Here is a 24,082-nt window from a genome sequence, read left to right on the forward strand (position 1 = left end):
CTCTTGCGTGATGGCGTACAGTCCGCCGACAGCGTCCCTCACCCATACGGGTGAGGGACGTTCACACTGACGGAAGGAAGACAGCGGATGGGCCGCCATCGACGCTCCGCTCCCCCGGCGCCGGAATCCATAGGCGCGCCGCCCGGTGACGTACGACCGGCCGCGCCGCCCGTCACGGAGGCCGCCACCCGGCCCCGCGGCCGGCGCGCGGCGCGCGGGCGCCGGACGGTACCGCTGCGCACGGGGCTGCTCGGCGCCTCCGCCGCCGTGGCCATGGGCACCGTGGCGGTCGCCTCCGGACTGCTGCCCGGCGGCGACCGGTTCGAGCCGGGCGGCGGCGGCCTCGGTGAGCGGGTACGCGCCGACTCGCTGCCGGACGCCGCGCCGCAGGACGGCGGCGCCACCGCGTCGGCCGGACCCACCGCGGACCCGGCGGGCCGCGGCACCGGCCGCCCGTCGGCCCCGGAGACCGGCCGGCCGTCCTCGGCCGCGGCTCCCTCGACCACCCCGTCGCCCCGGCAACCGTCGCAGCCCTCAGCCGGAACGGCCGGTGCGCACCGCCCCGCCACCCCCGCAACCCCCGCGGCGCCGCAGCGCGCCTCGCATCCGCCGAAGGCCGCGGACGGCGGGTCGTCGGCCGAGGCCCAGGTGCTGTCCCTCGTGAACCAGGAGCGCGCCCAAGCCGGCTGCTCCCCGGTGACCGCCAACCACGAACTGGGCGGTCTGGCTCAGCAGTTCAGCGACGACATGGCCCGGCGCCAGTTCTTCGACCACACCGACCCGGACGGTGCGAGCCCCTGGGACCGCGCCCGCCACCGGGGCATCGGCGACCTGGGCGGCGAGAACATCGCCCGCGGCCAGGCCGACGCCCAATCGGTGATGAAGACCTGGATGAACAGCCCCGGCCACCGCGCCAACATCCTCAACTGCGAGTACCGGACCCTCGGCGTCGGAGCCCACTTCGGCCCCGGCGGCCCCTGGTGGACCCAGGAATTCGGCTTCTGACCCCGGTACGTCACCCGCGGGCCGCTGCCGGTCCCCGGCCCGCGCCTCAGCCGCCGTGGATGGGCCGGGGCGGGCGCTGGCAGCGGGGGCAGAAGTAGCTGGAGCGGTTCATCCAGGGCCGGCGGCGGATGGGCGTTCCGCAGCGGCGGCAGGGTTCGTCCGCGCGTCCGTAGGCGTCCAGGGACCGCGCGAAGTAGCCGGATTCGCCGTTCACATTGACGTAGAGACTGTCGAAGCTGGTGCCCCCGACGGCGAGCGCGGCGTTCATCACCTCCCGGACGTGGCCGAGCAGCTCGGCGGTGCGGGGCCGGGTGAAGCCGGCGGTCGGCCGCTCGTAGTGCAGCCGCGAGCGCCACAGCGCCTCGTCGGCGTAGATGTTGCCGACGCCGCTGATCAGCGACTGGTCGAGCAGAGCGCGTTTGACGGTGGTCCGGCGGCGGCGCAGCGCGTCGTGGAAGGCGGCGTCGTCGAAGGCCGCGTCGAGCGGGTCGCGGGCGATGTGCGCGATGACGTCGGGGAGGTCGTCGGCGTCGCCCGGGACGGTGTCGTGCAGCGAGAGGCCGCCGAAGGTGCGCTGGTCGACGAAGCGGAGCTCGGTGTCCTCGGCGTCGTCGAAGCGGATCCGGACGCGCAGATGCTTCTCGTCCGGGGCGTCCTGCGGCTGGACCAGCAGCTGACCGCTCATACCGAGGTGCGCGAGGACCGCGAGGCCGTGGCCCTCGGACGGCACCAGGGCGGCCGGAGCCCCCTCCGGAACGGCGGACCATATCTCGCCGCCGGCCACCGGGAGCCAGAGGTATTTGCCGCGGCGGCGCGCCTCGCCGATGCGCAGTCCCTTGAGCCGGGCCGCGAAATCGGCCGCACCCGCCGCGTGCCGGCGGATCGCGCGCGGGTGCAGGACCTCGACGGTGTCGACCGTACGGCCGCTGACCCAGCGTGCCAGTCCGCGGCGGACGACCTCGACCTCGGGCAGCTCGGGCAAAGGGACTCCTCGGGAAAGACTTCTGACCCTGTCCGGGCGGCGGGACCGCCCGGACAGGGTCAGAAGAGGGGATTCAGGATGCCTGCGACGTGGTGTCGTCGGCCGGCGGCACGTCCTCGGCCGCCTGCGACGCCTCGTCGCCGGAAGCCGCTTCCTCGGCCGCCGAATCCGCCGCGGCGCTGATCGCGCGCCACGCGGACTCCGCCGCCTGCTGCTCGGCTTCCTTCTTGCTGCGGCCGGTGCCGGTGCCGTACGAGACACCACCGACGCGGGCAGCAGCAGTGAAGGTCTTCTCGTGGTCGGGACCGGTCTCGCTGACCAGGTACTCCGGGACACCGAGACCTTGGGTCGCGGTGAGTTCCTGGAGGCTCGTCTTCCAGTCGAGGCCCGCGCCCAGACGGGAGGACTTCTCGATGAGCGGGTCGAAGAGCCGGTGTACCAGCTCACCCGCCGCGTCGAGGCCCTGATCGAGATAGACCGCGCCGATCACCGCTTCCAGGGTGTCGGCGAGGATGGATGCCTTGTCCCGGCCGCCCGTGCCCTCTTCGCCCCGGCCGAGGCGGATGAAGGCACCGAGGTCGAGGCCGCGCCCCACCTCGGCGAGTGCACGCGAGTTGACCACCGCGGCCCGCAGTTTGGCCAGCTGGCCTTCCGGCAGATCGGGGTGGATCTTGTACAGCGTGTCCGTGACCACCAGGCCGAGCACCGAATCCCCGAGGAATTCGAGCCGCTCGTTGGTGGGCAGACCGCCGTTCTCGTATGCGTACGAGCGGTGCGTCAGCGCACGCACCAGAAGGGCGGACTCGAGCTGGTACCCGAGCCGCCCTTCCAGAAGCGTGTGGGACGAGGCTGTGTCTGCCGGCGCCGGTTCACCGTCGCGCGGCTCACCCCCGCGCTGGCGGGGAGCCGAATTGGCTTCTGACATGGAGCCCGTCACCAGCCGCTCAGACCTCGAGGACCTGGCGCTTGTTGTAGGTGCCGCAGCTCGGGCACGCGATGTGCTGCTGCTTCGGCTCATGGCAGCGCTCGCACGACACCAGGGTGGGGACCGCAGCCTTCCACTGCGACCGGCGGTGGCGCGTGTTGCTGCGCGACATCTTCCGCTTCGGAACAGCCACGGCTACTTCTCCTGAGGTTCATCCCCGCCAAGGCGGGGGGCGTTGTCCTTCTCGCCGTCCTGGTTGGCACCGGCGAGTTCCTGCAAAGCCGCCCAACGGGCGTCGACGGCATCGTGATGGTGGTCCGGGTCGTCCGCGAGCCGCACTCCGCATTCGGAGCACAGACCGGGGCAGTCGTCCTGGCACACCGGCTGCAGCGGAAGTGCGAGCACCACCGCGTCCCGCAGCACGGGTTCGAGGTCGAACAAATCGTCCTCGACGAAGAGGGTGTCCTCCTCGTCCTCGGCGTCGTCGCCGGATTCCGCGGGGCGGATCCGGGCGTCGGCGTCGGGGTAGGAGAACATCTCCTGGAAGTCCGCGTGGAACTCTCGCTCCAGCGGCTCCAGACACCTTACGCACTCCCCCTTCACGGTTGCACGGGCGGTGCCTGTGACAAGCACCCCGTCCATGACCGATTCCAGGCGGAGGTCGAGTTCGACCGGCGCGCCCTCGGGCACTCCGATGACCTCGTTGCCGAGGTCCCGGGGGGCCTCGACGGTGCGGGAGAGCCGCTTGAGCGTGCCGGGACGACGACCCAGCTCGCGTGTGTCGAACACGAGCGGGGAACGATGGTCGAGGCGGGCGTTGATGGCTTCCTGCTTTCTGTACTGCGGTACGAGCCGCCCGTCACCGGATCGGTGGTTGGGCAGCAGAGATCGCGGACGTACACGCGACCGAAGAGCCAGGATACTGGACGGGCCCCGATAGGCCCAATCCGCTTCCGGCCGCTCACCGGCGGCCCCGGCCGGTACCTACGGACGGCCCTCTTCGTACTGCCGGAGCTGATCCAGATTGATCATGCTGGTGTCGAAGAGACTGGTCTCGTCGAGCGCACCGGCCCGGTCCTGCGGGGCGTGCCGGGGCTGCTGCGGCACCTGCTGCTGCGGGAGGTAGCCGGCGTTCGGGTCGTAGCCCTGCTGCTGCCAGCCGTAGCCGTACGGATCCTGCTGCTGGACGTACGGGTCCTGCTGGGCCTGCTGAGGCTGCTGATAGCCGTAGGCGTCCTGCTGCTGGTAGGCCGGGTCCGCGTAGTAGGGCTGCTGGGGCTGGAGTGGCTGCTGGGGGTCCTGGTGGTGCTCGTGGGGCTGATGGTTCTGGGGCTGCGGCTCGGGGGCCTGGGGCATCCGGGGTGTCTGCGGAGGCCGGTCTTCACCGATGCCCGCGAGGCCCGCCAGATAGTCGGCGTCGGCCTGTGGCGCGCCGGCCTGGAGTTCGTCCTGCGCTGCCAGATGCGCGCCGAGCTCGTCGATGGGCCGGGCGCCCTGAAGCTTGTCGCGGCCGCGGCCGACCGCTTCCAGGGTCTTGGTCAGTACGGCCTGGAACGCGCCGAACTTGGCGTCGACATAGGTGTCGGCGCGCTGCTTGAGCGTCTCCGGGTCGGCGCTGCGCTCGGGGGCCTCGGTGTCCTCGTAGCCCTGCTCGTCGAGGCCGGGGCCGCGGCCGAGCAGCTTCTCCCGGCCGCGGTCCACGGAACCGATGGTCTTGGTGAGGACCACCTCGAAGTTGGCGAGCTTGCTGTCGACGTAGTCGTCCGCCTCGGCCCGGATCTCCTCCGCCTCCCGGCGGGCGTCGCCGAGGATCCGGTCCGCCTCGTCCTGGGACTGCCGGGCGACCTCGGTGTCGGAGATCAGCGAACCGCGGTGGGCGTGCGCGGACTCGATGATCCGCTCCGCCTCGGCCTGCGCCTGCTCGACCATCTGCCGGCGTCCGCCGAGCAGCTCCTGCGCCTGGGCGAGGGAGTCGGGCAGCGCCGCGCGCACCTCGTCGAGCATGGCGAGCAGCTCGGCGCGGTTGACCACGCACGAGGCCGACATGGGTACCGACCGGGCGCTGCCGATGGCCCGGACGATGTCGTCGAGCTTCTTCTGCACGTCCACCTTGGACTCGCCACTCTCTGAAGGGTTGGAACGAGGGAACGGGACGACTCTACGGCCATCGGACCCGGCCCCGACACCTGCTGACGGGGCGTCAGTCCTGCTGGGTGCGCGCCGGGCCGCGCACCCGTCAGTGCTTGTTCCGCAGGCGTTCGGTGAGGGCTTCGAGGACGAACGGCGGCACCAGGTGGGCGACATCGCCGCCCCACGCCGCGACCTCCTTGACGAGGCTGGAGGAGAGGAAGCTGTAGGTGGGGTTGGTGGGGACGAAGAGGGTCTCCACTCCGGAGAGCCCGTTGTTCATCTGGGCCATCTGGAGCTCGTAGTCGAAGTCGCTGACCGCGCGCAGCCCCTTGACGATGGCGGGGATGTCGCGCTGTTTGCAGAAGTCGACGAGGAGGCCGTGGAAGGACTCGACCTCGACGTTGCCGTACTCGGCGGTGGCCCGGCGGATCAGCTCGATCCGCTCCTCGACCGTGAACAGCCCCTGCTTGGACTTGTTGATCATCACGGCGACGTGGACGACGTCGTACAGCTTGGAGGCACGGGCGATGATGTCCAGGTGCCCGTTGGTGATGGGGTCGAACGACCCCGGACAGACGGCGCGGCGCAACTCGGGTTCCTCGCTCTCCGATCCGGTCATGACTCGCTTGCTGACGTCGATTCGGCGGACGTCGAAGCGGCGCGACCGTACCAAAGCGTCCCCTCGCCGTAACGACGGGCCCTGATCGCTTCGAAACCGTCCGGCCATGGGAACGTGCCGCCTCTGGTGCTGCGTTCCACGGTGACGAGTGCCTCTTCCGCAAGCCACCCCTGCCCCCGGAGTGTGAGCAGGATCTCGCGGAGTTCCTCGTCGGTGACGGCGTACGGCGGGTCCAGGAACACGATGTCGTACGGGTCGGCCGGGGCCGGGGACGCCGCGGTCTGCTCGGCCTTGCCCGGCCGCACTTCGGCGCCCGGCAGGCCCACGGCCCGGACGTTCTCGCGGATGGTGCGGGCGGCACGGGCGTCGGCCTCGACGAGCAGGACATGGGCGGCGCCGCGGGAGAGCGCCTCCAGGCCGACCGCGCCGGAGCCGCCGTACAGGTCCAGGACGCGGGCGCCGGCCAGCGGGCCGTCGAGCGACTCCCAGGTGGAGAAGAGGCCCTCGCGCGCCCGGTCGGAGGTCGGGCGGGTACCCGTCCCCGGTGGTACGGCCAGGCGGCGGCCGCCGGCGGTACCGGCGATCACGCGGGTCATGGGCCCGTCCTTACGTCGTACGTGGTCAGTGGCGGTGCGGGAGCCGGGCAGGCCCCACTCCCCCACGATATTCCGTCGGGCAGCGGGCAACGTCCGGCCGGGCCGCCGGGCGGTGCGGTGAGGGATCTCACGTGGCCCGGCGTCCGGCGGGTGCCCCTCGCCGTGCCGGGGCCGCCGGCCGCTTCCGCCGGGGCCGTCAGCCCTTGTCCAGGTACTGCTCGCGGGTGTCGTCCAGCAGGGCGGCCAGCGCGGTCCGCAGCTCGGGGTGGCCGGTCAGGCCGGGGTCGGCGGCGACCAGCGCGGTGGCCTCCTCGCGGGCGGCCGCGATCACCTCCTCGTCGTCGATGACCGTGAGCACCCGCAGCGAGGAGCGGACGCCGGACTGCGCCTGTCCGAGGACATCGCCCTCGCGGCGCTGCTCCAGGTCGATACGCGAGAGCGCGAAGCCGTCGAGGGTGCCGGCGACGGCGGCGAGCCGGGCGCGGGCCGGGCTGGCCTCGGGCATCTCGCTGACCAGCAGGCACAGACCGGGCGCCGCGCCGCGGCCGACCCGGCCGCGCAGCTGGTGCAGTTGGGAGACGCCGAAGCGGTCCGCGTCCATGATCACCATCGCGGTGGCGTTCGGGACGTTCACCCCGACCTCGATGACGGTCGTCGCGACCAGGACGTCCACCTCGCCGGCGGCGAACCGGCGCATCACGTCGTCCTTGTCGTCCGGGGCCATCCTGCCGTGCAGCACCGCCACCCGCAGGCCCGCGAGGGGGCCCTTGGTGAGCTGCTCGGCGATGTCCAGCACCGCCAGCGGCGGCCGCTTCTCCGCCGCGTCCTCCGGTGAGACCTCCGCCGCTGCGCCCTTCGCCCCCTTGCCGGCGCCCTTCCCGGCGCCCTTGGGGGCATCCTCCTCGTCGCCGATCCGGGGGCACACCACATACCCCTGGTGCCCGGCCCCGACCTCTTCGCGGACCCGCTCCCAGGCCCGTGCGAGGAAGTGCGGCTTGTCCTTGGCGGGCACCACATGGGTGGCGATCGGGGAACGTCCGGCGGGGAGCTGGTCCAGTACGGAGGTCTCCAGATCGCCGAAGACGGTCATCGCGACCGTGCGCGGAATGGGGGTCGCGGTCATCACCAGGAGGTGCGGCGGCTGTTTGCCCTTGCCGCGCAGCGCGTCCCGCTGCTCGACGCCGAAGCGGTGCTGCTCGTCGACGACGACCAGGCCCAGGTCGTGGAACCGCACCTTGTCCTCGATCAGGGCATGTGTGCCGATGACGATCCCGGCCTCGCCGGTGACCAGGTCCAGCAGCGCCTGGCGCCGGGCCGCGGCGCCCATGGAGCCCGTCAGCAGCACCACCTTCGTGCCGTGTTCGGCGCCGCCCAGCATGCCACCCTGGGCCAGTTCCCCCATCATCTCGGTGACCGAGCGGTGGTGCTGCTGCGCCAGGACCTCGGTCGGCGCGAGCATCGCGGCCTGGCCGCCGCCGTCCACCACCCCGAGCATGGCGCGGAGCGCGACCATGGTGTTGTGCGTGACCGTGAAGTGGTCGGTCACATAGGCGTGGTCCGGATGCGCGACGCTGATGCACTGGACGGGCTTGCGGCCGGCGTACTCGACGGCGTGGACGGCCCGCCGGAAGCCGGGGTCGTCCGCGGGCCGCGGGGCGAGGCGGCCCGGCTCCGCCCGCCGGAAGGGCGGGTACTCCCCGGGCAGTGCCACCGAGACGCCGTACGCGGCGTCCGCCCCGGGTGCGGGGCGGGCGTCCCGCACCCGCGCAGGGCGGACCTGCGCCCGGCCGCCCAGGGACCGCACGAGCCAGGCGAGGTCGTCGGCCAGCCGCGCCGAGTCCGTACGGAACCACGCGCTCGCCGGGGCGGGCGCACCGGACCGGGGACCCGCGGCCGGCTCGCCCATGCCGTCCGGCACAACCGGCCCGTCCGGCTCATCCGGCTCCCCCGCCCGGACCGTGCCCGCCGCGTCCATCAGGCCTTGGAGCACCGCCAGCCGGTCCTTGACCGGCGCGTTCCGGTAGGCGGCGGGTACGCACCGCTCGTGCGGTACGTCCACCGGCACACCGGAGTCCGGCTGCGCCCCTGGATCCGGGTCGCCGCCGCCCAGCAGCAGCCCCAGCCGGTACGGGTCGAGCGGCCGGTCCTCGCCACCGTCGAGATCCACCGGGGTCGCCGGCACGATGGACCACCTGGGCCGGCCGTCGGCGTCCCGGAGCCCGGCCCGCAGCTCGCGGGTCGTGAGGACCCTTGACGCGCCCTGCCCCTGCTCCCCGGTGCCGGTGGCCGTGACGATCCAGAGGTGTTCGTCGTCGCATTCGATGCGGCTGCCGTCGGACAGCACCAGCCGCCAGACCTCCCGCTCGCCCTGCGGGAAGACCCCGTCCACGACGGCGGTCTCGCCCGTCGGCACCACCACCTCGGCGCCCACGGCCAGCTCCCCCATGGGGCGGAACCCCCGGGGTGTCAGCACCAGCGCGTCCAGCGGCTGCGCCTTGCCGGAGCCCACCTCGCCCTGGAGGAGGCGGTGCATGGGGTGGTCGGTCGCCAGATCGTCGAAGATCTCCCGGCTGACCTTCTGCTGTCCCTCGGTGAGGGTGAACGGCAGCTTGGCGTCGAAGGCGTCGAGGATGCCGTCCGCCACCAACGTCCGTGGTACGGCCGGGAGTTGGGTCTCGGCCAGCCGCCGCCTGGCGAGCGCGACCTGGAGGACGAACGCCTCGTCCCACTTCAGCCGGGCCCGCGCATCGGCGATATCGGCCTTGGTCGCCGGCCGGTGGATCTTCAGCAGCGCCTCCGGCAGCGGCACCAGCGCACGGCCCGCGCGCAGCGCCTCGGGCAGCGGGTCGACGGCGTCCGGGGCGCTGGGGAGCACCGCGTCGACCGCCTTGGCGAGTTTCCACGACGCCATCTGCTGGCAGGCCGGATAGATCGGCAGGAGCCGGCCGGCGAAGGCGTCGACCGCGCCGGTGTCGTCATCGCGGTCGAGGAGTTGGTATTCGGGGTGCGCGAGCTGGAGTTTGCGGTTGAAAACGGAGACCTTTCCCGCGAACAGCGCGCGGCTCCCCGGCAGCAGGTCTTTGTGCGGTTTGTGGATGCCCTTGCCGAAAAAGACCAGCTGCAGCCGGCCGCTGCCGTCGGTGAGCGTCACTTCCAGCCGCTGTCCGCGGCCGCCGTTGAATTTCATGACACGGGCGTCGGCGACCTGCGCGACGACCGTGACGTGTTCGTCCAGCGGCAGATCGGCGAGGCGGGTGAGTTCACCGCGCTCGGCATAGCGCCGGGGATAGTGATGCAGCAAATCCCCGACCGTATGCAGGTCGAGATGCTCGGCCAGCACCTTCGCGGTGGTGCCACCGAGGATTTTCTTCAGGGGTTCGTCGAGCGCGGCCACGCGGTCCATTGCACACCACACCACTGACAACGGACCAGAATCACCGTCTTTCGGGCTACCGCTCTTCCGGTCCGCCCGCCTTTTCCGCCCCGGGCGCAGCCTTCCACCCCGGGCGCAGTCTTCCACCCCGGGCGCAGCCCTAATTCGGTCCCATTCGGTCCTCTTCGGCCCTATTCGACGCCGATGAGCAGCGGCGCGGCGTGCTGTCCGCCTTCGTAGACCACGGTGTCCACGGCGAGATGGCGCTCGCGGACGTACCGCTCCAGCCGCCGGCCCAGGGCGGCGGGGGCGTCCGCGCCCAGCACCAGGGTGACCAGTTCCCCGCCCGCGGAGAGCATCCGGTCCAGGACCGTCATCGCGGTCCGCGCCAGGTCGGCGCCGATCACCGCGACATCGCCGTCGATCAGGCCGAGTACGTCCCCGGCCTGGCAGATGCCGGCCATCGTCCAGGACTGCCGCTCGGCGACGGCCAGCTCGGCGTAGCGGGTGGCGCCCGCTGCCGAGGTCATCGCGACCACGTCCTCGTCGAAGCTGCGGGCCGGTTCGTGGACGGCCAGCGCCGCGAGGCCCTGGACGGCGGACCGGGTGGGGATGAGCGCGACCCGGACACCTTCGGTGCGGGCCTCTTCCGCGGCGGCCGCCGCGGTGTGCCGCAGGCCGGGGTCGTTGGGCAGCAGCATCACCTCGCGGGCGTGCGCCTGCCGGATCGCCTGCACCAGCTCGCCGCTGGCGGGCGGCTCCCCGGGACGGGTGGTCACCGCGGTCGCGCCCGCCCCGGCGCACAGCCCGGCGAGCCCGTCGCCCGGCACCACCGCGACGACGGCCCGCGCCGCCATCTCGGGCTCCTTCGTGCGGGCGGTGCCGCCGAAGTGGGTGATGCGGATCCGGTACGGGCGGCCCGCCTCGATCCCGGCCTCGACGGCGGCTCCCGCGTCGTCGACATGGACGTGGACGTTCCACAGGCCGTCCCCGCCGACCACCACCAGGGAGTCGCCGAGCCCGTCGAGCCGGGTCCGCAGCCGCGCCACGGCGGCGTCGCCCGCCTCCAGGAGATAGATCACTTCGAAGGCGGGCCCCTCGGCGTCCGGCGGGTCACCGGCGCCGCAGCCGGCCGCCGCCCCGTGCGCCGCCGCGGGACCGGCCGCCACGGGGAGCGGGGCGTCGGCCCGTACGGCGACGGGGGCGGCCGAGACCTCGCCGGACAGCGCGTCGGCGAGCGCGCCGAGCAGCGCGACCAGTCCGCAGCCGCCCGCGTCCACGACGCCCGCCCGGCCGAGGACCGCGAGCTGCCCTGGGGTCGCCCGCAGGGCGGTGCGCGCCTGCGCGCAGGCGGCCCGCGCGACCTCGACGACCTCGCCGCGGGCCCGCTCCGCGCCTGCCGCGGCGGCGGTCGCCACCGTCAGCACGGTGCCCTCCACCGGGTGCTCGACGGCCGCGTACGCGGACTCGGCGGCCCGGCGCAGCGCCCGCCGCAGCGCGTCGGCGTCCGCGCCGCCGGGCCCGTCCGTGGCCGCCAGCACCTCGGTCATGCCGCGCAGCAGTTGCGCGAGGATCGTGCCGGAGTTGCCGCGGGCCCCTATGAGGGCGCCGTGCGCCATGGCGCCGAGGGCATCGGCGAGGCGGGGCGCGGTGCCGGCGGCGGCGTGCCCGTCGAACGCCGCCTCGACGGCGCGGGCGGCGGATTCGAGGGTCAGGTAGAGGTTGGTGCCGGTGTCGCCGTCGGCCACCGGGTAGACGTTGATCGCGTCGATCCGCGCCCGCTCCCGGCCGAGTGCCTCCAGGGCCAGCCCGCACCAGGCACGTACCGCTGCGGCGTCGAGCGGGTACGGCACGTCGTCCTCCTGGGTCACGGGATGCACCGCACAGTAGCGGCGGTCCGGTGGGGAGGCCGGGGCGGGGGCCCGGGGCGCTCATGGTAGTTTCGTTCTACGGGAGCGGCCGTTGTATGCTGCTCCGGTTGCCCGATGCGAATCGGGCCATTCCTCTCCTGGCGGCGCCGGTCGGTCAATGCACTCGGCCCGTTGGGATTCACCGTAAGTGCATCTGAAGTCTTTGGAGTGACCCGTGGCTGCCAACTGCGACGTCTGCGGCAAGGGGCCGGGCTTCGGCAAGAGTGTCTCGCACTCGCATCGCCGCACCAACCGTCGTTGGAATCCCAACATCCAGACGGTCCGTGCAGTGATCGGGCGCACGCCGAAGCGGCTCAACGTCTGCACCTCGTGCATCAAGGCCGGCAAGGTCTCGCGCTGACGTCTTAGCCGTAGCGCAGCCCAGCCGGTTGCTGTGAGAAGCCGGTCCACCGGAAGGTGGGCCGGCTTTCGCTTGTCCGCACGGCGGCCGACTCGCCCCTGAGGGCTTTCCCTCAGGGGCTTTCCCTCAGGGGCTTTCCCGGTGCGGCGTCGTCTTCCGGTCGGGCCTCAGCCGTCCCGGCGCAGCCGCCAGCCGTGGTCCACGGGGCCGATGCCCGCACCCAGCCGGAAGCCGGCCGCGAGGGCGCCGGTGACGTACTCCTTCGCCGCCGCCACGGCCCGCGGGACGGTGTCGCCCTTGGCGAGCTGTGCGGCGATGGCGCTGGCGAGGGTGCAACCGGTGCCGTGGGTGTGCCGGTTGCCGTGCCGGGGGGCGCGCAGCCAGTGTTCGTCGGTGCCGTCGGTGAGCAGGTCGACGGCCTCGACGGGAACCGCGCGCGCCGGGTCCGTCGGCAGATGGCCGCCCTTGATCAGCGCCCAGCGCGGTCCGAGGGCCAGGATCGCGTCGGCCGCCCGCGGCATATCGGCCGTTTCCCGCACCCGTACCCCGGTCAGCTGGGCGACCTCGTCCAGGTTGGGGGTGGCCACCGTCGCGGTCGGCAGCAGCTTGGTGCGGACCGCGTCCAGGGCGGTGGCGGCCAGCAGGGTGTCGCCGTGCTTGGAGACCCCGACCGGGTCGACGACGACCGGCACCCGCAGCCCGGCCAGCAGTTCCGCGACGGTCGTGACGAGGGCGGGCGAGGAGAGCATCCCGGTCTTCACCGCCTGGACGCCGATATCGTCGACGACGCTGCGGAACTGGGCCCGGACGGCCTCGACCGGCAGTTCCCACGCGCCGTGCACACCGAGCGAGTTCTGCGCGGTGACGGCGGTGAGCACGCTCATACCGTGGGTGCCCAGCGCCAGCATCGTCTTGAGATCGGCCTGGATACCCGCGCCGCCGCCGGAGTCGGACCCGGCGACGGTCAGGACGCGTGGAGGTGTGCGCATGGCGCCGAATCTACTCGGCGTCCCCGTTGTCCCCGAAGTGGTCCCAGCCGGTCTTCGTCCAGGAGGCGCCGTCCACCGTCACCTGCGGCAGCGCGGAGGGGTGGAGCACCTCGCCGATCACCTTCCAGCGGGCGGGCAGCTTCACATCCGGCGGGAAGGTGGCCACGATCGCGTGGTCCTCACCGCCGTTGAGCACCCACTGCATCGGATCCACGCCGACGGCCGTACCGATATCGGCCATCTGCGAGGGGATGTCGATCGCGGCGGAGCGCAGGTCGATGCGGACCTTGCTGGCCTCGGCGATGTGCCGCAGGTCGGCGACGAGGCCGTCGCTGACGTCCGTCATCGCGGTGGCGCCGAGCCCGGCGGCGGCCGGGCCCGCGTGGTACGGCGGTTCGGGGCGGCGGTGCGCCTCGACGAAGGCGCGCGGCGAGCGGAAGCCGCGGGTGAGGACGGCGTAACCGGCGGCGGACCAGCCGAGCCAGCCCGTCACCGCGACGACGTCGCCGGGCTGCGCACCCCCGCGAGTGACCGGCTCCTGGTTGCGCAGGTCGCCGAGCGCGGTGATGGCGACGGTGATGACGTCGCCGCGGACGACATCGCCGCCGACCACCGCGGCGCCGGCCACCTGGCACTCGTCGCGCAGCCCGTCCATCAGCTCGGTCGCCCAGGTCGCGGGGAGTTCCGCGGGGACGACCAGGCCGAGCAGGATCGCGGTCGGCACCGCGCCCATCGCCGCGATGTCGGCGAGGTTCTGCGCGGCGGCCTTGCGGCCCACGTCATAGGCGGTGGACCAGTCACGGCGGAAGTGCCGGCCCTCCAGGAGAACGTCCGTACTGGCCACGACCCTCCGGTCGGGCGCGGTGACCACCGCGGCGTCGTCACCCGGCCCGATCCGTACGGCCGGGGTGGAGGTGAGCCGGGAGGTGAGCTCCCTGATCAGCCCGAATTCCCCCAGCTCGCCCACGGTGCCCTTCATGCTGTTGCCCTTCTGATGCGTACGGACGGTCCGTACTCCGCTGCGACTGCGCCGCCCGGTGCCGCGTTCACCGCGCGGGTCTCCCCGCGCCGCCCGGTGACGCGGTACCGTGGCGTCCCTTCTTCCCACATGATCCTCGTAGCCGCCCTGGAGGTCCCGTGGTACAGGCGTACATCCTGATCCAGACCGAGGTCGGCAAGTCCTCGGCGGTGGCGGAAGTGATCGCGAAGATCCCCGGTGTGCTGCTGGCCGAGGATGTGACCGGTCCCTACGACGTCATCGTGCGCGCGCAGGCCGACACGGTCGATGAGCTGGGTCGCATGGTGGTCGCCAAGGTCCAGCAAGTGGACGGCATCACGCGGACCCTCACCTGCCCGGTCGTCCATATCTAGCCCCCCCGTATCCTCGGCCGGGTGATTTCTTCGCGTCGCCGGCCGCTGCGCCTGGCCCTGCCCGTGCTCGCCGCGTTTCTCGCCGCGGTGAGCTGTTCGTCAGCGGACAGCGCGGCGGGGCCGGCGATTCCCGCCGCGACGGGCGAGGCCGCGCGGCACTGCCGGGCGCTCCAGAAGGCACTGCCGCAGACCGTGAAAGGGCTGGAGCGGCGTGCCACCGTACCGGCCTCCGACTTCACTGCTCTCTGGGGCGATCCTGCCGTGCAACTGCGCTGTGGGGTGCCAAAACCCGAGGTGTTGACGTTCGGGAGTGAACATTACAACCCCTACGCCGACGCGGCGGAAGTCGACGGCGTCACCTGGCTCTTCGAGAAACAGCGGGACGGATACCGCTTCACCACGGTGCTGCGGAAGTCCTATGTCGAGGTGACCGTTCCGGGGCGGTACGCCCCCGAGGTCGATGTGCTCACCGCCCTCGCGGGCGCCGTGCGCGGGGCCGTCCCCGCCGGGGTCTGAGGCGCCGGGAAACCCGGCGCCCCGGCCCTAGCGCAGCCCGGTGGAGCGGCGCAGCGCCGCCTGGATGAGCCGGTCGATCAGCTCCGGGTAGTCCACCCCGCTCTCCCGCCACATCCGCGGGTACATCGAGATGGGGGTGAAGCCGGGGAGCGTGTTGATCTCGTTGATCACGAACTCGCCGTTGTCCTGGAGGAAGAAGTCCGCGCGGACCAGGCCCTCGCAGGACGCCGCCTCGAAGGCCGCGACGGCCAGTTCCTGCACCTTCGCCGTCTGCTCGGGGCTCAGCGGCGCCGGGACGATCCCGTCGGCCGAGTCGATGTACTTGGCCTCGAAGTCGTAGAAGTCGTGGGCGGTGACCGGCGGGATCTCGGCCGGCAGGCTGGCCCGCGGGCCGTCCTCGAACTCCAGCACCCCGCACTCGATCTCCCGGCCGCTCAGCAGCGACTCCACCAGGATCTTGGGGTCGTGCCGCCGCGCCTCCTCGATCGCCGCGTCCAGGCCGTCGAGGGCGTCGACCTTGGTGATGCCCATGGACGAGCCGGCCCGTGCGGGCTTCACGAAGAGCGGCCAGCCGTGCTCACCGGCGAAGTCCACGATCTTCTTACGGGCGGCCGCGGGGTCCTGCTCCCACTCGCGCGGCCGGACGACCTCGTACGGGCCGACGGGCAGCCCGAAGGAGGTGAACACCCGCTTCATGTAGTCCTTGTCCTGGCCGACGGCCGAGGCGAGCACACCCGAGCCGACGTAGGGGACACCGGAGAGTTCCAGCAGGCCCTGGAGGGTGCCGTCCTCTCCGTAGGGGCCGTGCAGGACGGGGAAGACGACGTCGACCTCGCCGAGCGCCTTGGGGACGGAGCCCGGTTCGCTGTAGACGACCTCGCGGTTGACCGGGTCGACCGGGAGCACGACGGTGCCGTCGGTGGACTCGGCGAGCTCGGCCACGCTGGGCAGGCGGCGCTCTGTGATGGCCATCCGCTCGGGGTCGTCGGCGGTCAGCGCCCAGCGGCCGTCGGTCGTGATGCCGATGGGCAGCACGTCGTACTTCTCGCGGTCGATGGCGCTCAGCACGGCTCCGGCGGTGACCACGGAGATGGCGTGCTCGGAGCTGCGGCCGCCGAACACGACGGCGACGCGGGGCTTCTGGGAGGAGGTCTCGCTGCTCATATCGGGTCGAGGGTACCTGCTGACCGCCGCGGAGTCAGTGCTGCGGCGGCCGTTGGGGTGCCGGGTGGTCCCGTGCGGGACCACCCGGCGGTGCGGTCCGGGTCCCGCCGGATCAGTGCCGTTCGGCCTTGGCGCTGCGCGACATCAGGTCCTTGAGGGCCACCAGCGGCGGCTTGCCGCCGTGGACGATGTCCACGACCGTCTCGGTCAGCGGCATCTCGACGCCGTGCCGGCGGGCCAGATCCAGCACCGATTCGCAGGACTTGACGCCCTCGGCGGTCTGCTTGGTGACCGCGATGGTCTCCGCGAGCGTCATCCCGCGGCCGAGGTTGTGGCCGAAGGTGTTGTTGCGCGACAGCGGCGAGGAGCAGGTGGCGACGAGGTCGCCCATACCGGCCAGGCCCGCGAAGGTGTGCGCGTCGGCGCCCATGGCGAGGCCGAGGCGGGTGGTCTCGGCGAGACCGCGGGTGATCAGCGACGCCTTGGCGTTGTCGCCCAGGCCCATCCCGTCCGCGATGCCGACCGCCAGCGCGATGACGTTCTTGACCGCGCCGCCCAGTTCGCAGCCGACCACGTCGGTGTTGGTGTACGGGCGGAAGTACGGGGTGTGGCAGGCGGTCTGCAGGCGCCGGGCGACCGCTTCGTCGGCGCAGGCCACGACGGCCGCGGCGGGCTGCCGGGCGGCGACCTCCTTGGCGAGGTTGGGACCGGTCAGCACCGCGACGCGCTCCGCCGGTGCCTTGGCGACCTCGCCGATGACCTCGCTCATCCGCTTGGCGGTGCCCAGTTCGACACCCTTCATCAGGGAGACCAGGACCGAGTCGGCGGGCAGCAGCGGCGCCCACTCGGCGAGGTTGGCCCGCAGCGTCTGCGAGGGGATGACGAGGAAGGCGAACTCCGCGCCGCGCGCCGCCTGTGCCGGGTCGGTGGTGGCCCGTACGGACCCGGGGAGCTCGACCCCCGGCAGGTAGTCGGGGTTGGTGTGGCCGTTGTTGATGGCCTCGGCGACGTCGGCGCGGCGCCCCCACAGGGTCACCTCGCATCCCGCGTCGGCGAGCACCATGGCGAATGCGGTGCCCCAGGACCCCGTGCCGTAGACGGCGCAGCGCGTCACTTGCCTTCATCCTCCTGTGTCTGCCGGTTGCTTCGGGCCTGCTGCGTACCGATGACCGGACCGGCCGCGGCGGCCGGTCCGGCGGCGGGCTGCGGGCCGGCCGCGGGCTGCGGGCCGGCCGCGGGCTGCGGGCCGGCCGCGGCGCGGGCCGCCCTGGCGGCCTCCCGGGCCACCCGCCGCTCCCGGGCGATGACCTTGCGGTGGTCGTACGGTTCGGCCGGCACGGGCTCGCCGCGGACCTCGGCGAGCTGGGCGGTGACGGCGGCCATGATGGTGTCCGTGACGGCGCGCAGCACCTCGGCGGTGGGCTCCTGGCCGTAAAACGCGCTCAGGTCGACCGGCGGCCCCGCCTTCACCCGCAGCGTCTTGCGCGGGAACAGCCGCAGCTTCTTCTCCTTGGCGTACGGCGGCATCACGTCGTTGGCGCCCCACTGCGCGACGGGAATGACCGGCGCCTTGGTGAGCAACGCCACTCGCGCGGCACCGGTCTTGCCCTGCATGGGCCACATCTCGGGGTCGCGGGTCAGGGTGCCCTCGGGGTAGAAGGCAACGCATTCGCCCTTGTCGATGGCGGCCACGGCGGCGCGGAAGGCGACGGCGGCGTCGGTGGTTTCCCGGTAGACGGGGATCTGTCCGGTGCCGCGCATCATCAGGCCGACAAAGCCGCCCTTGAAGAGCCCGGCCTTCGCGAGGAATCGGGGAACACGTCCGGTGTTGTACTGATAGTGCGCATAGGACAGCGGATCAAGATACGAGTTGTGGTTGACCGCGGTGATAAATCCGCCGTCGGCCGGAATGTGCTCCATTCCCTGCCAGTCCCGCTTGAACAGAACCAAGAGCGGCGGTTTGCAGATGACCGCGGCCAAGCGGTACCAGAAGCCGATTCTGCGGCGGGACACTGGGACACCCTCCTTGTGGGACCTGCTGAGCTGCTGCGAGCCGGCAGCCGCACAAGTGTCGCCCCAGGTACCCGCTATGTCGAGAACACCGTAACCCCGCCGCTGCCGGAATGCGGCGGCAGCAGGTGAGAATGATGGCGATGCGAAGAGACGGAGCGGATGTGGGCTGGAGTCTGGTGGTGCCGCTGAAACCGCTGGTGCGGGCCAAGAGCAGGCTCTCCGCGGCCACCGGCGAGGAGTTCCGGCCCCGGTTGGCGCTGGCGTTCGCGCTGGATACCGTGGCCGCGGCGCTGGCCTGCGCGGACGTACGTGATGTGGCGGTTGTCACGGATGATCCGCTGGCCGGTGAGCGGCTGGCGGCCCTGGGGGCGCGCATCGTGCCCGATATTCCGGCCCGCGGCCTGAACGCGGCGCTGGCGCACGGTGCGGACGCAGTGCGGGCACGGCGTCCCGGCGCTGCTGTCGCCACGCTGAACGCCGATCTGCCGGCGCTGCGCCCGGCCGAGCTGGGCCGGGTGCTCCATTCCGCCGCGCAATTCCCGCGCGCATTTCTCGCAGATGCGGCGGATATCGGGACAACACTTCTGACCGCGGCTTCCGGAGTGGAATTGGCCCCGGCATTCGGCGGCCCTTCGCGCGCCCGTCACCTGGCATCGGGCGCCCGGGAGATCACGGTGGCGCGGGTGGCGTCGGTGCGCCGGGACGTGGACACCGGCGAGGATCTGCGCGCCGCCCTGGCCCTGGGCGTCGGCCCGCACACGGCACGGCAGGCGCTGCGGCACCCGGACGGGGCGGCAGCCACTAACGGGGCGGCCGGGGCGCCGCCCCCGGAGCTCAGAGCGTATGGAGCGTGACGAGAACGACCCGCCGGCCGTCTCCCCCGTCCCCGCTCTCGCCTTCGATATCGATACGGACCCGCTGCCCGGACCGCAGCAGCCGCAGGCCGCCCGCGTCGAAGGCCGCCGCATCGAAGGGCAGCGGCGTCCCGTCGTCCAGCAGCACACTGCCGGCGCGGGTCCGGGGATCGTAGGTGTAGACGGTGGCCTGCATGGACCGAAGCCTAGACGGCGGGGCACCGGTGCCACGCACCGCGGGCCGGACTCCCCGAAGGGAGTCCGGCCCGACGCGTGGCGTCGCCGCTGCTGGTGGATTACCGCTTGCGGGCGGTGGTCTTCTTGGCGGTGGTCTTGCGCGCCGTGGCCTTCTTGGCCGGGGCCTTCTTCGCCACCGCCTTCTTGGCGGGAGCGGTCTTCTTCGCCACGGCCTTCTTCGCGGTGGCGGTGGCCTTCTTGGCCGGGGCCGCCTTCTTGGCGGTGACGGCCTTCTTCGCCGGAGCGGCCTTCTTCGCCGTGGTGGCCTTCTTCGCCGCCGCCGTGGTCTTCTTGGCGGTGGTCTTCTTCGCCACAGCGGTGGTCTTCTTCGCCGGCGTCGCCTTCTTCGCGGCGGCCTTCTTGGCGGTGACGGCCTTCTTCGCCGCGGCCTTCTTCACCGTCGTACGGGTGGAAGCGCCGCCCGAGAGGCTGCCCTTGGGGGCCTTCTTGACCGCGACCTCATTCTTGGGGAGCTTCTTCGAGCCGCTCACCAGGTCCTTGAAACCCTGGCCCGCGCGGAAACGCGGCACCGAGGTCTTCTTGACCCGCACCCGCTCACCCGTCTGCGGGTTACGGGCGTATCGGGCCGGCCGGTCGACCTTCTCGAACGAACCGAATCCGGTGACCGAAACGCGGTCGCCGGAGACAACTGCACGGACGATTGCGTCCAGTACCGCGTCCACCGCATCCGCGGCGTTCTGACGGCCGCCGAGCTTGTCGGCAATGGCTTCTACGAGCTGCGCCTTGTTCACGTCTTCCCCTTCGGAGACATTGCTGGAACGAAAGTGTCCAAGCTTTTTCGCACGTTAGGCAGATATATACCGCAAATCAAACACGAAACGGGCTAATCACCCTTGTGCCGCAACGAACTCGACCTTCACGGACTTCCATCGGCACGCGCATCTTCGGGAAAGCGACCTGCGTCGAGGTCGTCCATGAACCACTCCAGACGCCTTGCCGCGTCCGCAAGATCGTGTTTTGCCGCGGCCGTGATGACGAGCAGCTTCCGGGTCAGCGCCATCCGTACGCCCTCCGGGACTTGCAGTGACCGCACTCTTGCGTGTGCGACCTTGAGCCGGTCGGCGACGTAACCGTAGAGCTCAAGTTGGCCGTCGCGTTCCATGCGCTAATTGTGCCATCTGCGGCGAGTTGTCGCTTCACAGGGCCTCAACAGCCACCCGGACAAGCCGATGCGCCCCCTGCCAACTGCACAGGAGGCGCATCGTACGCAATAAGGCTTTGAGCCATAAAACCCGAGGTCAGACCACTACCGTACGCGGTGTGAAGGACGGCCTGTTCGCCTCGAACGCCGCGATCGCGGGCTCCTCCCGAAGGGTGAGACTGATGTCGTCCAGGCCCTCCAGCAGCCGCCAGCGAGCGTTCTCGTCCAACTCGAAGCCGGCCGTGACACCTTCCGCGCGGACCTGGCGGGCGACCAGGTCGACGGTCACCTCGGCCGTCGGATCGGTCTCGGCGAGCCGCTGGAGCTCCTCGACGGTCTCCTGCGGCAGGACCACCGTCAGCAGCCCGTTCTTGAGGGAGTTTCCGCGGAAGATGTCGGCGAACCGCGAGGAGATGACGGCCTTGAAGCCGTAGTTCTGGAGCGCCCAGACGGCGTGCTCACGCGAGGAGCCGGTGCCGAAGTCGGGGCCGGCCACCAGCACGGTGGCACCCTTGTGCCGCTCCTGGTTGAGGACGAACTCGGGGTCCTTGCGCCACGCCTCGAACAGCCCGTCCTCGAAACCGTCGCGGGTGACCTTCTTCAGCCAGTGCGCCGGGATGATCTGGTCGGTGTCGACATTGCTGCGGCGCAGCGGGACGGCCCGGCCGGTGTGGGTGGTGAAAGCTTCCATGGTTCAGACTCCTGCGGGCGTGGCGACGGCGGCGTCGGACAGGTCGGCCGGTGAGGCCAGATGGCCGAGAACCGCCGTCGCGGCGGCGACCTGCGGCGAGACCAGGTGCGTCCGGCCGCCCTTGCCCTGCCGCCCCTCGAAGTTGCGGTTGGAGGTGGACGCGGAGCGCTCACCGGGCGCGAGCTGATCGGGGTTCATGCCCAGGCACATCGAGCAGCCGGCGTGCCGCCACTCGGCACCCGCCGCGGTGAAGACCTTGTCCAGCCCCTCCGCGACGGCCTGCAGGGCGACCCGGACCGAGCCGGGAACGACCAGCATCCGCACCCCGTCGGCGACCGAACGGCCGTCCAGAATCGAGGCCGCGGAGCGCAGGTCCTCGATGCGGCCGTTGGTGCACGAACCTACGAAGACGGTGTCCACGCCGATCTCGCGCAGCGGCTGGCCTGCCGTCAACCCCATGTATTCCAGGGCCTTTTCGGCAGCCAGGCGCTCCGAGGCGTCGTCGTACGAAGCGGGGTCGGGGACCTGCGAGGAGAGCGGCGCACCCTGGCCCGGGTTGGTCCCCCAGGTGACGAACGGCGTCAGCGCGGCGGCGTCGATGACGACCTCGGCGTCGAAGACCGCGTCGTCGTCGGTGTGCAGCGTCTTCCAGTACGCGACCGCGGCGTCCCAGTCCTCGTCCCGGGGGGCGTGGTCGCGTCCCTGGAGGTAGTCGAAGGTGGTCTTGTCGGGGGCGATCATGCCGGCCCGCGCGCCCGCCTCGATGGACATGTTGCAGACGGTCATCCGGGCCTCCATCGACAGTTTCTCGATGGCGGAGCCGCGGTACTCCAGGACGTAGCCCTGGCCGCCGCCGGTCCCGATCTTGGCGATGATCGCCAGGATCAGGTCCTTGGCCGTCACACCGTCGGGCAGTTCGCCGTCGACGGTGATGGCCATGGTCTTGAAGGGCGCGAGCGGCAGCGTCTGGGTGGCCAGCACATGCTCGACCTGGCTGGTGCCGATGCCGAACGCCAGCGCGCCGAAGGCGCCGTGGGTGGAGGTGTGGCTGTCACCGCAGACCACGGTCATACCGGGCTGGGTCAGTCCCAACTGCGGTCCCACCACGTGGACAACGCCCTGCTCGACGTCGCCGAGCGGGTGCAGCCGTACGCCGAACTCCGCGCAGTTCTTGCGCAGCGTCTCCAGCTGGGTGCGCGAGACCGGGTCGGCGATCGGCTTGTCGATGTCGAGGGTCGGGGTGTTGTGGTCCTCGGTGGCGATGGTCAGGTCCGTGCGGCGCACCCGGCGGCCGGCCTTGCGGAGGCCGTCGAACGCCTGTGGGCTGGTCACCTCGTGCAGCAGGTGCAGATCGATGAAGAGCAGGTCGGGCTCGCCTTCCGCGCGCCGGACGACATGGTCGTCCCAGACCTTCTCCGCGAGTGTCCGTCCCATCGCTTTCCCTCCGGCCGGCCGCATCGCCGGCCCAACTCGTCTGTGCGCGCGCCGCCCGTGCCCCCACGCCGGACCGCCCGCCGGACCCTGGTCGAGGGCCGCACCTACAGATTGACGACTTTCCTGGATAATTGAACTTGCGTTTCACACTGTGAGACGCGAGTATCGTTGCATGGACAACTCTAGCGGCGTCGGCGTTCTCGACAAGGCGGCTCTCGTATTGAGCGCTCTGGAGTCCGGTCCGGCCACCCTCGCCGGGCTGGTCGCGGCGACCGGGCTCGCACGACCCACGGCCCACCGGCTGGCCGTGGCTCTGGAACACCACCGGATGGTGGCGAGGGACATGCAGGGCCGGTTCATCCTGGGCCCCCGGCTCTCCGAGCTCGCGGCGGCGGCCGGCGAGGACCGCCTGCTGGCGACGGCGGGGCCGGTGCTCGCGCATCTGCGCGATGTGACGGGCGAGAGCGCCCAGCTCTATCGCCGGCAGGGCGATATGCGGATCTGTGTGGCCGCGGCGGAGCGGCTGTCCGGTCTGCGGGACACCGTCCCGGTCGGCTCCACGCTCCCCATGAAGGCGGGCTCCGCCGCGCAGATCCTGATGGCCTGGGAAGAGCCGGAGCGGCTGCACCGCGGGCTCCAGGGCGCGCGCTTCACGGCCACCGCACTGTCCGGCGTCCGGCGCCGCGGCTGGGCCCAGTCGATCGGCGAGCGGGAGCCGGGCGTCGCCTCCGTCTCCGCGCCCGTACGCGGCCCCTCGAACCGCGTCGTGGCCTCCGTCTCGGTCTCCGGCCCGATCGAGCGGCTGACCCGGCACCCGGGCCGGATGCACGCCCAGGCGGTCATCGACGCGGCCGCCCGCCTGTCCGAGGGCCTGCGCCGCAACGGCTGAGACCACCGCGGCCTGTCCTGCGGTCCCACCCGGGCCCGCCGGACAGGCCGCCGCTCGCGGCGCGCCAACTCCCGTCACCGGGACGGCGGATCACCTTGTCGCAGACCCGGAAAACGCCGAACTCGCCCCGTATGCAAGGCAGATGACGGCTGGCCGACGGCATACGCAACCGCCATCCCGCCACACGGCCGCTTTTCCCACCACACGAAAAAGGCCCCTGCCGAAGCAGGAGCCTTTGTTTATCGATGTACCCCCGACCGGATTCGAACCGGCGCTACCGCCTTGAGAGGGCGGCGTGCTAGGCCGCTACACAACGGGGGCCTGTTTTCTTGCAGTTGAACCATGCCATTAAAGACACTCTGCGCTGGGCTACCAGGACTCGAACCTAGACTAACGGAACCAGAAACCGTCGTGCTGCCAATTACACCATAGCCCATGGTGGTTTAGACCAGTACCCCCGACCGGATTCGAACCGGCGCTACCGCCTTGAGAGGGCGGCGTGCTAGGCCGCTACACAACGGGGGCCCTAGCGATCCTTGCGTCGTCGCATCCGGGAGCGACCCGAAGGAAACGGAGAGAAAGGATCTGTACCCCCGACCGGATTCGAACCGGCGCTACCGCCTTGAGAGGGCGGCGTGCTAGGCCGCTACACAACGGGGGCCTGATACTGCGATCAAGAAATCTTCACCATGAGTGAAGAAGACTTCTTGCTGGGCTACCAGGACTCGAACCTAGACTAACGGAACCAGAAACCGTCGTGCTGCCAATTACACCATAGCCCACCAAAACTCAACCCCCGGTAGGGGGTTTGTTTGGCTTGCGCTTTCCGGCCGGACCTCTCGGCCCTCTCGGGCGGCGCAG

25 protein-coding genes and 5 tRNA genes are annotated in these 24,082 nt (G+C 71.6%); 6 read left to right on the plus strand and 24 right to left on the minus strand.

Features of this window, described 5'->3' with window-relative positions:
- Positions 1–87 precede the first annotated feature (87 nt).
- Positions 88–1,005: a CAP domain-containing protein gene (locus IH09_RS26005; protein WP_052859915.1), complete on the plus strand. Its 918-nt coding sequence runs from the start codon at positions 88–90 to the stop codon at positions 1,003–1,005.
- Between the two features lie 46 nt (positions 1,006–1,051).
- Here the strand turns inward: IH09_RS26005 and mutM are convergent, their stop codons facing one another.
- The 9 genes from mutM to IH09_RS26050 form a co-directional block, all read right to left on the minus strand.
- Positions 1,052–1,987, minus strand: coding sequence for a bifunctional DNA-formamidopyrimidine glycosylase/DNA-(apurinic or apyrimidinic site) lyase (gene mutM, locus IH09_RS26010; RefSeq protein ID WP_052859916.1), 936 nt, complete (start codon positions 1,985–1,987; stop codon positions 1,052–1,054).
- A gap of 73 nt (positions 1,988–2,060) precedes the next feature.
- Positions 2,061–2,912, minus strand: coding sequence for a ribonuclease III (rnc, locus tag IH09_RS26015; protein WP_052859917.1), 852 nt, complete (start codon positions 2,910–2,912; stop codon positions 2,061–2,063).
- A gap of 19 nt (positions 2,913–2,931) precedes the next feature.
- Positions 2,932–3,105 (minus strand): 50S ribosomal protein L32, encoded by a 174-nt coding sequence (rpmF, locus tag IH09_RS26020; protein ID WP_052859918.1) that lies wholly within the window; start codon positions 3,103–3,105, stop codon positions 2,932–2,934.
- 2 nt (positions 3,106–3,107) lie between these two features.
- Complete coding sequence (locus IH09_RS26025) at positions 3,108–3,701, minus strand: YceD family protein (RefSeq protein ID WP_244933911.1); 594 nt, start codon at positions 3,699–3,701, stop codon at positions 3,108–3,110.
- Between the two features lie 195 nt (positions 3,702–3,896).
- A complete protein-coding gene (locus IH09_RS26030) occupies positions 3,897–5,021 on the minus strand; it encodes an ATP synthase subunit B family protein (protein WP_052859920.1) in 1,125 nt (374 codons plus the stop codon).
- Positions 5,022–5,148: 127 nt separating this feature from the next.
- Positions 5,149–5,631, minus strand: a complete 483-nt coding sequence (coaD, locus tag IH09_RS26035) for a pantetheine-phosphate adenylyltransferase (protein ID WP_275126141.1) — start codon at positions 5,629–5,631, stop codon at positions 5,149–5,151.
- Between the two features lie 26 nt (positions 5,632–5,657).
- A complete protein-coding gene (gene rsmD / locus IH09_RS26040; protein ID WP_052859922.1) occupies positions 5,658–6,257 on the minus strand; it encodes a 16S rRNA (guanine(966)-N(2))-methyltransferase RsmD in 600 nt (199 codons plus the stop codon).
- A 196-nt stretch (positions 6,258–6,453) separates the two neighbouring features.
- The gene (locus IH09_RS26045; protein ID WP_052859923.1) at positions 6,454–9,660 is read right to left on the minus strand and encodes a helicase-related protein; all 3,207 of its coding nucleotides are present in this window, start codon (positions 9,658–9,660) and stop codon (positions 6,454–6,456) included.
- A gap of 161 nt (positions 9,661–9,821) precedes the next feature.
- Complete coding sequence (locus IH09_RS26050) at positions 9,822–11,483, minus strand: DAK2 domain-containing protein (protein WP_052859945.1); 1,662 nt, start codon at positions 11,481–11,483, stop codon at positions 9,822–9,824.
- A 232-nt stretch (positions 11,484–11,715) separates the two neighbouring features.
- Between IH09_RS26050 and rpmB the strand changes: the two genes are divergently transcribed.
- Positions 11,716–11,901 (plus strand): 50S ribosomal protein L28, encoded by a 186-nt coding sequence (rpmB, locus tag IH09_RS26055; RefSeq protein ID WP_003984695.1) that lies wholly within the window; start codon positions 11,716–11,718, stop codon positions 11,899–11,901.
- Positions 11,902–12,068: 167 nt separating this feature from the next.
- Here the strand turns inward: rpmB and thiD are convergent, their stop codons facing one another.
- Positions 12,069–12,890, minus strand: coding sequence for a bifunctional hydroxymethylpyrimidine kinase/phosphomethylpyrimidine kinase (gene thiD / locus IH09_RS26060; protein WP_052859924.1), 822 nt, complete (start codon positions 12,888–12,890; stop codon positions 12,069–12,071).
- 10 nt (positions 12,891–12,900) lie between these two features.
- Positions 12,901–13,869, minus strand: a complete 969-nt coding sequence (locus IH09_RS26065; RefSeq protein ID WP_052859925.1) for a thiamine-phosphate kinase — start codon at positions 13,867–13,869, stop codon at positions 12,901–12,903.
- Positions 13,870–14,027: 158 nt separating this feature from the next.
- Between IH09_RS26065 and IH09_RS26070 the strand changes: the two genes are divergently transcribed.
- On the plus strand, positions 14,028–14,261 hold the full coding sequence (locus IH09_RS26070; RefSeq protein ID WP_052859926.1) for an Lrp/AsnC family transcriptional regulator: 234 nt from the start codon (positions 14,028–14,030) through the stop codon (positions 14,259–14,261).
- 21 nt (positions 14,262–14,282) lie between these two features.
- Positions 14,283–14,777, plus strand: coding sequence for a DUF3515 domain-containing protein (locus IH09_RS26075; RefSeq protein ID WP_242640615.1), 495 nt, complete (start codon positions 14,283–14,285; stop codon positions 14,775–14,777).
- 27 nt (positions 14,778–14,804) lie between these two features.
- Here the strand turns inward: IH09_RS26075 and IH09_RS26080 are convergent, their stop codons facing one another.
- The 3 genes from IH09_RS26080 to IH09_RS26090 all read right to left on the minus strand — a co-directional run bounded on the left by IH09_RS26080 (position 14,805) and on the right by IH09_RS26090 (position 17,954).
- Positions 14,805–15,941: a D-alanine--D-alanine ligase family protein gene (locus IH09_RS26080; protein WP_052859928.1), complete on the minus strand. Its 1,137-nt coding sequence runs from the start codon at positions 15,939–15,941 to the stop codon at positions 14,805–14,807.
- Between the two features lie 112 nt (positions 15,942–16,053).
- Positions 16,054–17,055, minus strand: a complete 1,002-nt coding sequence (locus IH09_RS26085) for an NAD(P)H-dependent glycerol-3-phosphate dehydrogenase (RefSeq protein WP_052859929.1) — start codon at positions 17,053–17,055, stop codon at positions 16,054–16,056.
- A complete protein-coding gene (locus IH09_RS26090) occupies positions 17,052–17,954 on the minus strand; it encodes a 1-acyl-sn-glycerol-3-phosphate acyltransferase (protein ID WP_052859930.1) in 903 nt (300 codons plus the stop codon). Before IH09_RS26090 ends, IH09_RS26085 begins: the two co-directional genes overlap by 4 nt.
- A gap of 140 nt (positions 17,955–18,094) precedes the next feature.
- Here IH09_RS26090 and cofC point away from each other — a divergent pair, with 140 nt between their 5' ends.
- The gene (gene cofC, locus IH09_RS26095) at positions 18,095–18,808 is read left to right on the plus strand and encodes a 2-phospho-L-lactate guanylyltransferase (RefSeq protein WP_052859931.1); all 714 of its coding nucleotides are present in this window, start codon (positions 18,095–18,097) and stop codon (positions 18,806–18,808) included.
- On the opposite strand, the gene IH09_RS26100 is transcribed toward cofC, so the two are convergent.
- The 5 genes from IH09_RS26100 to leuC all read right to left on the minus strand — a co-directional run bounded on the left by IH09_RS26100 (position 18,789) and on the right by leuC (position 22,332).
- Positions 18,789–19,004: a hypothetical protein gene (locus IH09_RS26100; protein WP_052859932.1), complete on the minus strand. Its 216-nt coding sequence runs from the start codon at positions 19,002–19,004 to the stop codon at positions 18,789–18,791. The two genes, cofC and IH09_RS26100, sit on opposite strands and share 20 nt — an antisense overlap.
- A gap of 100 nt (positions 19,005–19,104) precedes the next feature.
- Positions 19,105–19,797, minus strand: coding sequence for an HU family DNA-binding protein (locus IH09_RS26105; RefSeq protein WP_052859933.1), 693 nt, complete (start codon positions 19,795–19,797; stop codon positions 19,105–19,107).
- A 125-nt stretch (positions 19,798–19,922) separates the two neighbouring features.
- Entirely contained in the window at positions 19,923–20,168 is a 246-nt protein-coding gene (locus IH09_RS26110) for an SCO5555 family protein (RefSeq protein WP_052859934.1), read from the minus strand.
- 136 nt (positions 20,169–20,304) lie between these two features.
- On the minus strand, positions 20,305–20,898 hold the full coding sequence (gene leuD, locus IH09_RS26115) for a 3-isopropylmalate dehydratase small subunit (RefSeq protein WP_052859935.1): 594 nt from the start codon (positions 20,896–20,898) through the stop codon (positions 20,305–20,307).
- Positions 20,899–20,901: 3 nt separating this feature from the next.
- Positions 20,902–22,332: a 3-isopropylmalate dehydratase large subunit gene (gene leuC, locus IH09_RS26120; protein WP_052859936.1), complete on the minus strand. Its 1,431-nt coding sequence runs from the start codon at positions 22,330–22,332 to the stop codon at positions 20,902–20,904.
- A 172-nt stretch (positions 22,333–22,504) separates the two neighbouring features.
- Between leuC and ndgR the strand changes: the two genes are divergently transcribed.
- Entirely contained in the window at positions 22,505–23,221 is a 717-nt protein-coding gene (gene ndgR / locus IH09_RS26125; RefSeq protein ID WP_052859937.1) for an IclR family transcriptional regulator NdgR, read from the plus strand.
- Positions 23,222–23,469: 248 nt separating this feature from the next.
- Here the strand turns inward: ndgR and IH09_RS26130 are convergent.
- From IH09_RS26130 to IH09_RS26150, 5 genes are all read right to left on the minus strand, one after another.
- Positions 23,470–23,542: transfer RNA gene (locus IH09_RS26130), tRNA-Glu, on the minus strand.
- A gap of 43 nt (positions 23,543–23,585) precedes the next feature.
- A tRNA-Gln gene (locus IH09_RS26135) sits at positions 23,586–23,657 on the minus strand.
- Positions 23,658–23,673: 16 nt separating this feature from the next.
- Positions 23,674–23,746, minus strand: a tRNA-Glu gene (locus tag IH09_RS26140).
- Between the two features lie 63 nt (positions 23,747–23,809).
- A tRNA-Glu gene (locus tag IH09_RS26145) sits at positions 23,810–23,882 on the minus strand.
- A 49-nt stretch (positions 23,883–23,931) separates the two neighbouring features.
- Positions 23,932–24,003: transfer RNA gene (locus IH09_RS26150), tRNA-Gln, on the minus strand.
- Positions 24,004–24,082: the final 79 nt, after the last annotated feature.

The organism is Streptomyces celluloflavus (assembly GCA_000720995.1).
Lineage (GTDB): Bacteria > Actinomycetota > Actinomycetes > Streptomycetales > Streptomycetaceae > Streptomyces > Streptomyces celluloflavus.

Bases quoted from the DNA above. Each gene is read 5' to 3' on its own strand.
- IH09_RS26005 (WP_052859915.1), top strand. From the start codon at position 88: ATGGGCCGCCATCGACGCTCCGCTCCCCCGGCGCCGGAATCCATAGGC.
- rnc (WP_052859917.1), bottom strand. From the start codon at position 2,912: ATGTCAGAAGCCAATTCGGCTCCCCGCCAGCGCGGGGGTGAGCCGCGC.
- rsmD (WP_052859922.1), bottom strand. From the start codon at position 6,257: ATGACCCGCGTGATCGCCGGTACCGCCGGCGGCCGCCGCCTGGCCGTA.
- IH09_RS26045 (WP_052859923.1), bottom strand. From the start codon at position 9,660: ATGGACCGCGTGGCCGCGCTCGACGAACCCCTGAAGAAAATCCTCGGT.
- thiD (WP_052859924.1), bottom strand. From the start codon at position 12,890: ATGCGCACACCTCCACGCGTCCTGACCGTCGCCGGGTCCGACTCCGGC.
- IH09_RS26065 (WP_052859925.1), bottom strand. From the start codon at position 13,869: ATGAAGGGCACCGTGGGCGAGCTGGGGGAATTCGGGCTGATCAGGGAG.
- IH09_RS26080 (WP_052859928.1), bottom strand. From the start codon at position 15,941: ATGAGCAGCGAGACCTCCTCCCAGAAGCCCCGCGTCGCCGTCGTGTTC.
- cofC (WP_052859931.1), top strand. From the start codon at position 18,095: ATGCGAAGAGACGGAGCGGATGTGGGCTGGAGTCTGGTGGTGCCGCTG.
- IH09_RS26100 (WP_052859932.1), bottom strand. From the start codon at position 19,004: ATGCAGGCCACCGTCTACACCTACGATCCCCGGACCCGCGCCGGCAGT.
- IH09_RS26110 (WP_052859934.1), bottom strand. From the start codon at position 20,168: ATGGAACGCGACGGCCAACTTGAGCTCTACGGTTACGTCGCCGACCGG.
- leuD (WP_052859935.1), bottom strand. From the start codon at position 20,898: ATGGAAGCTTTCACCACCCACACCGGCCGGGCCGTCCCGCTGCGCCGC.
- leuC (WP_052859936.1), bottom strand. From the start codon at position 22,332: ATGGGACGGACACTCGCGGAGAAGGTCTGGGACGACCATGTCGTCCGG.
- ndgR (WP_052859937.1), top strand. From the start codon at position 22,505: ATGGACAACTCTAGCGGCGTCGGCGTTCTCGACAAGGCGGCTCTCGTA.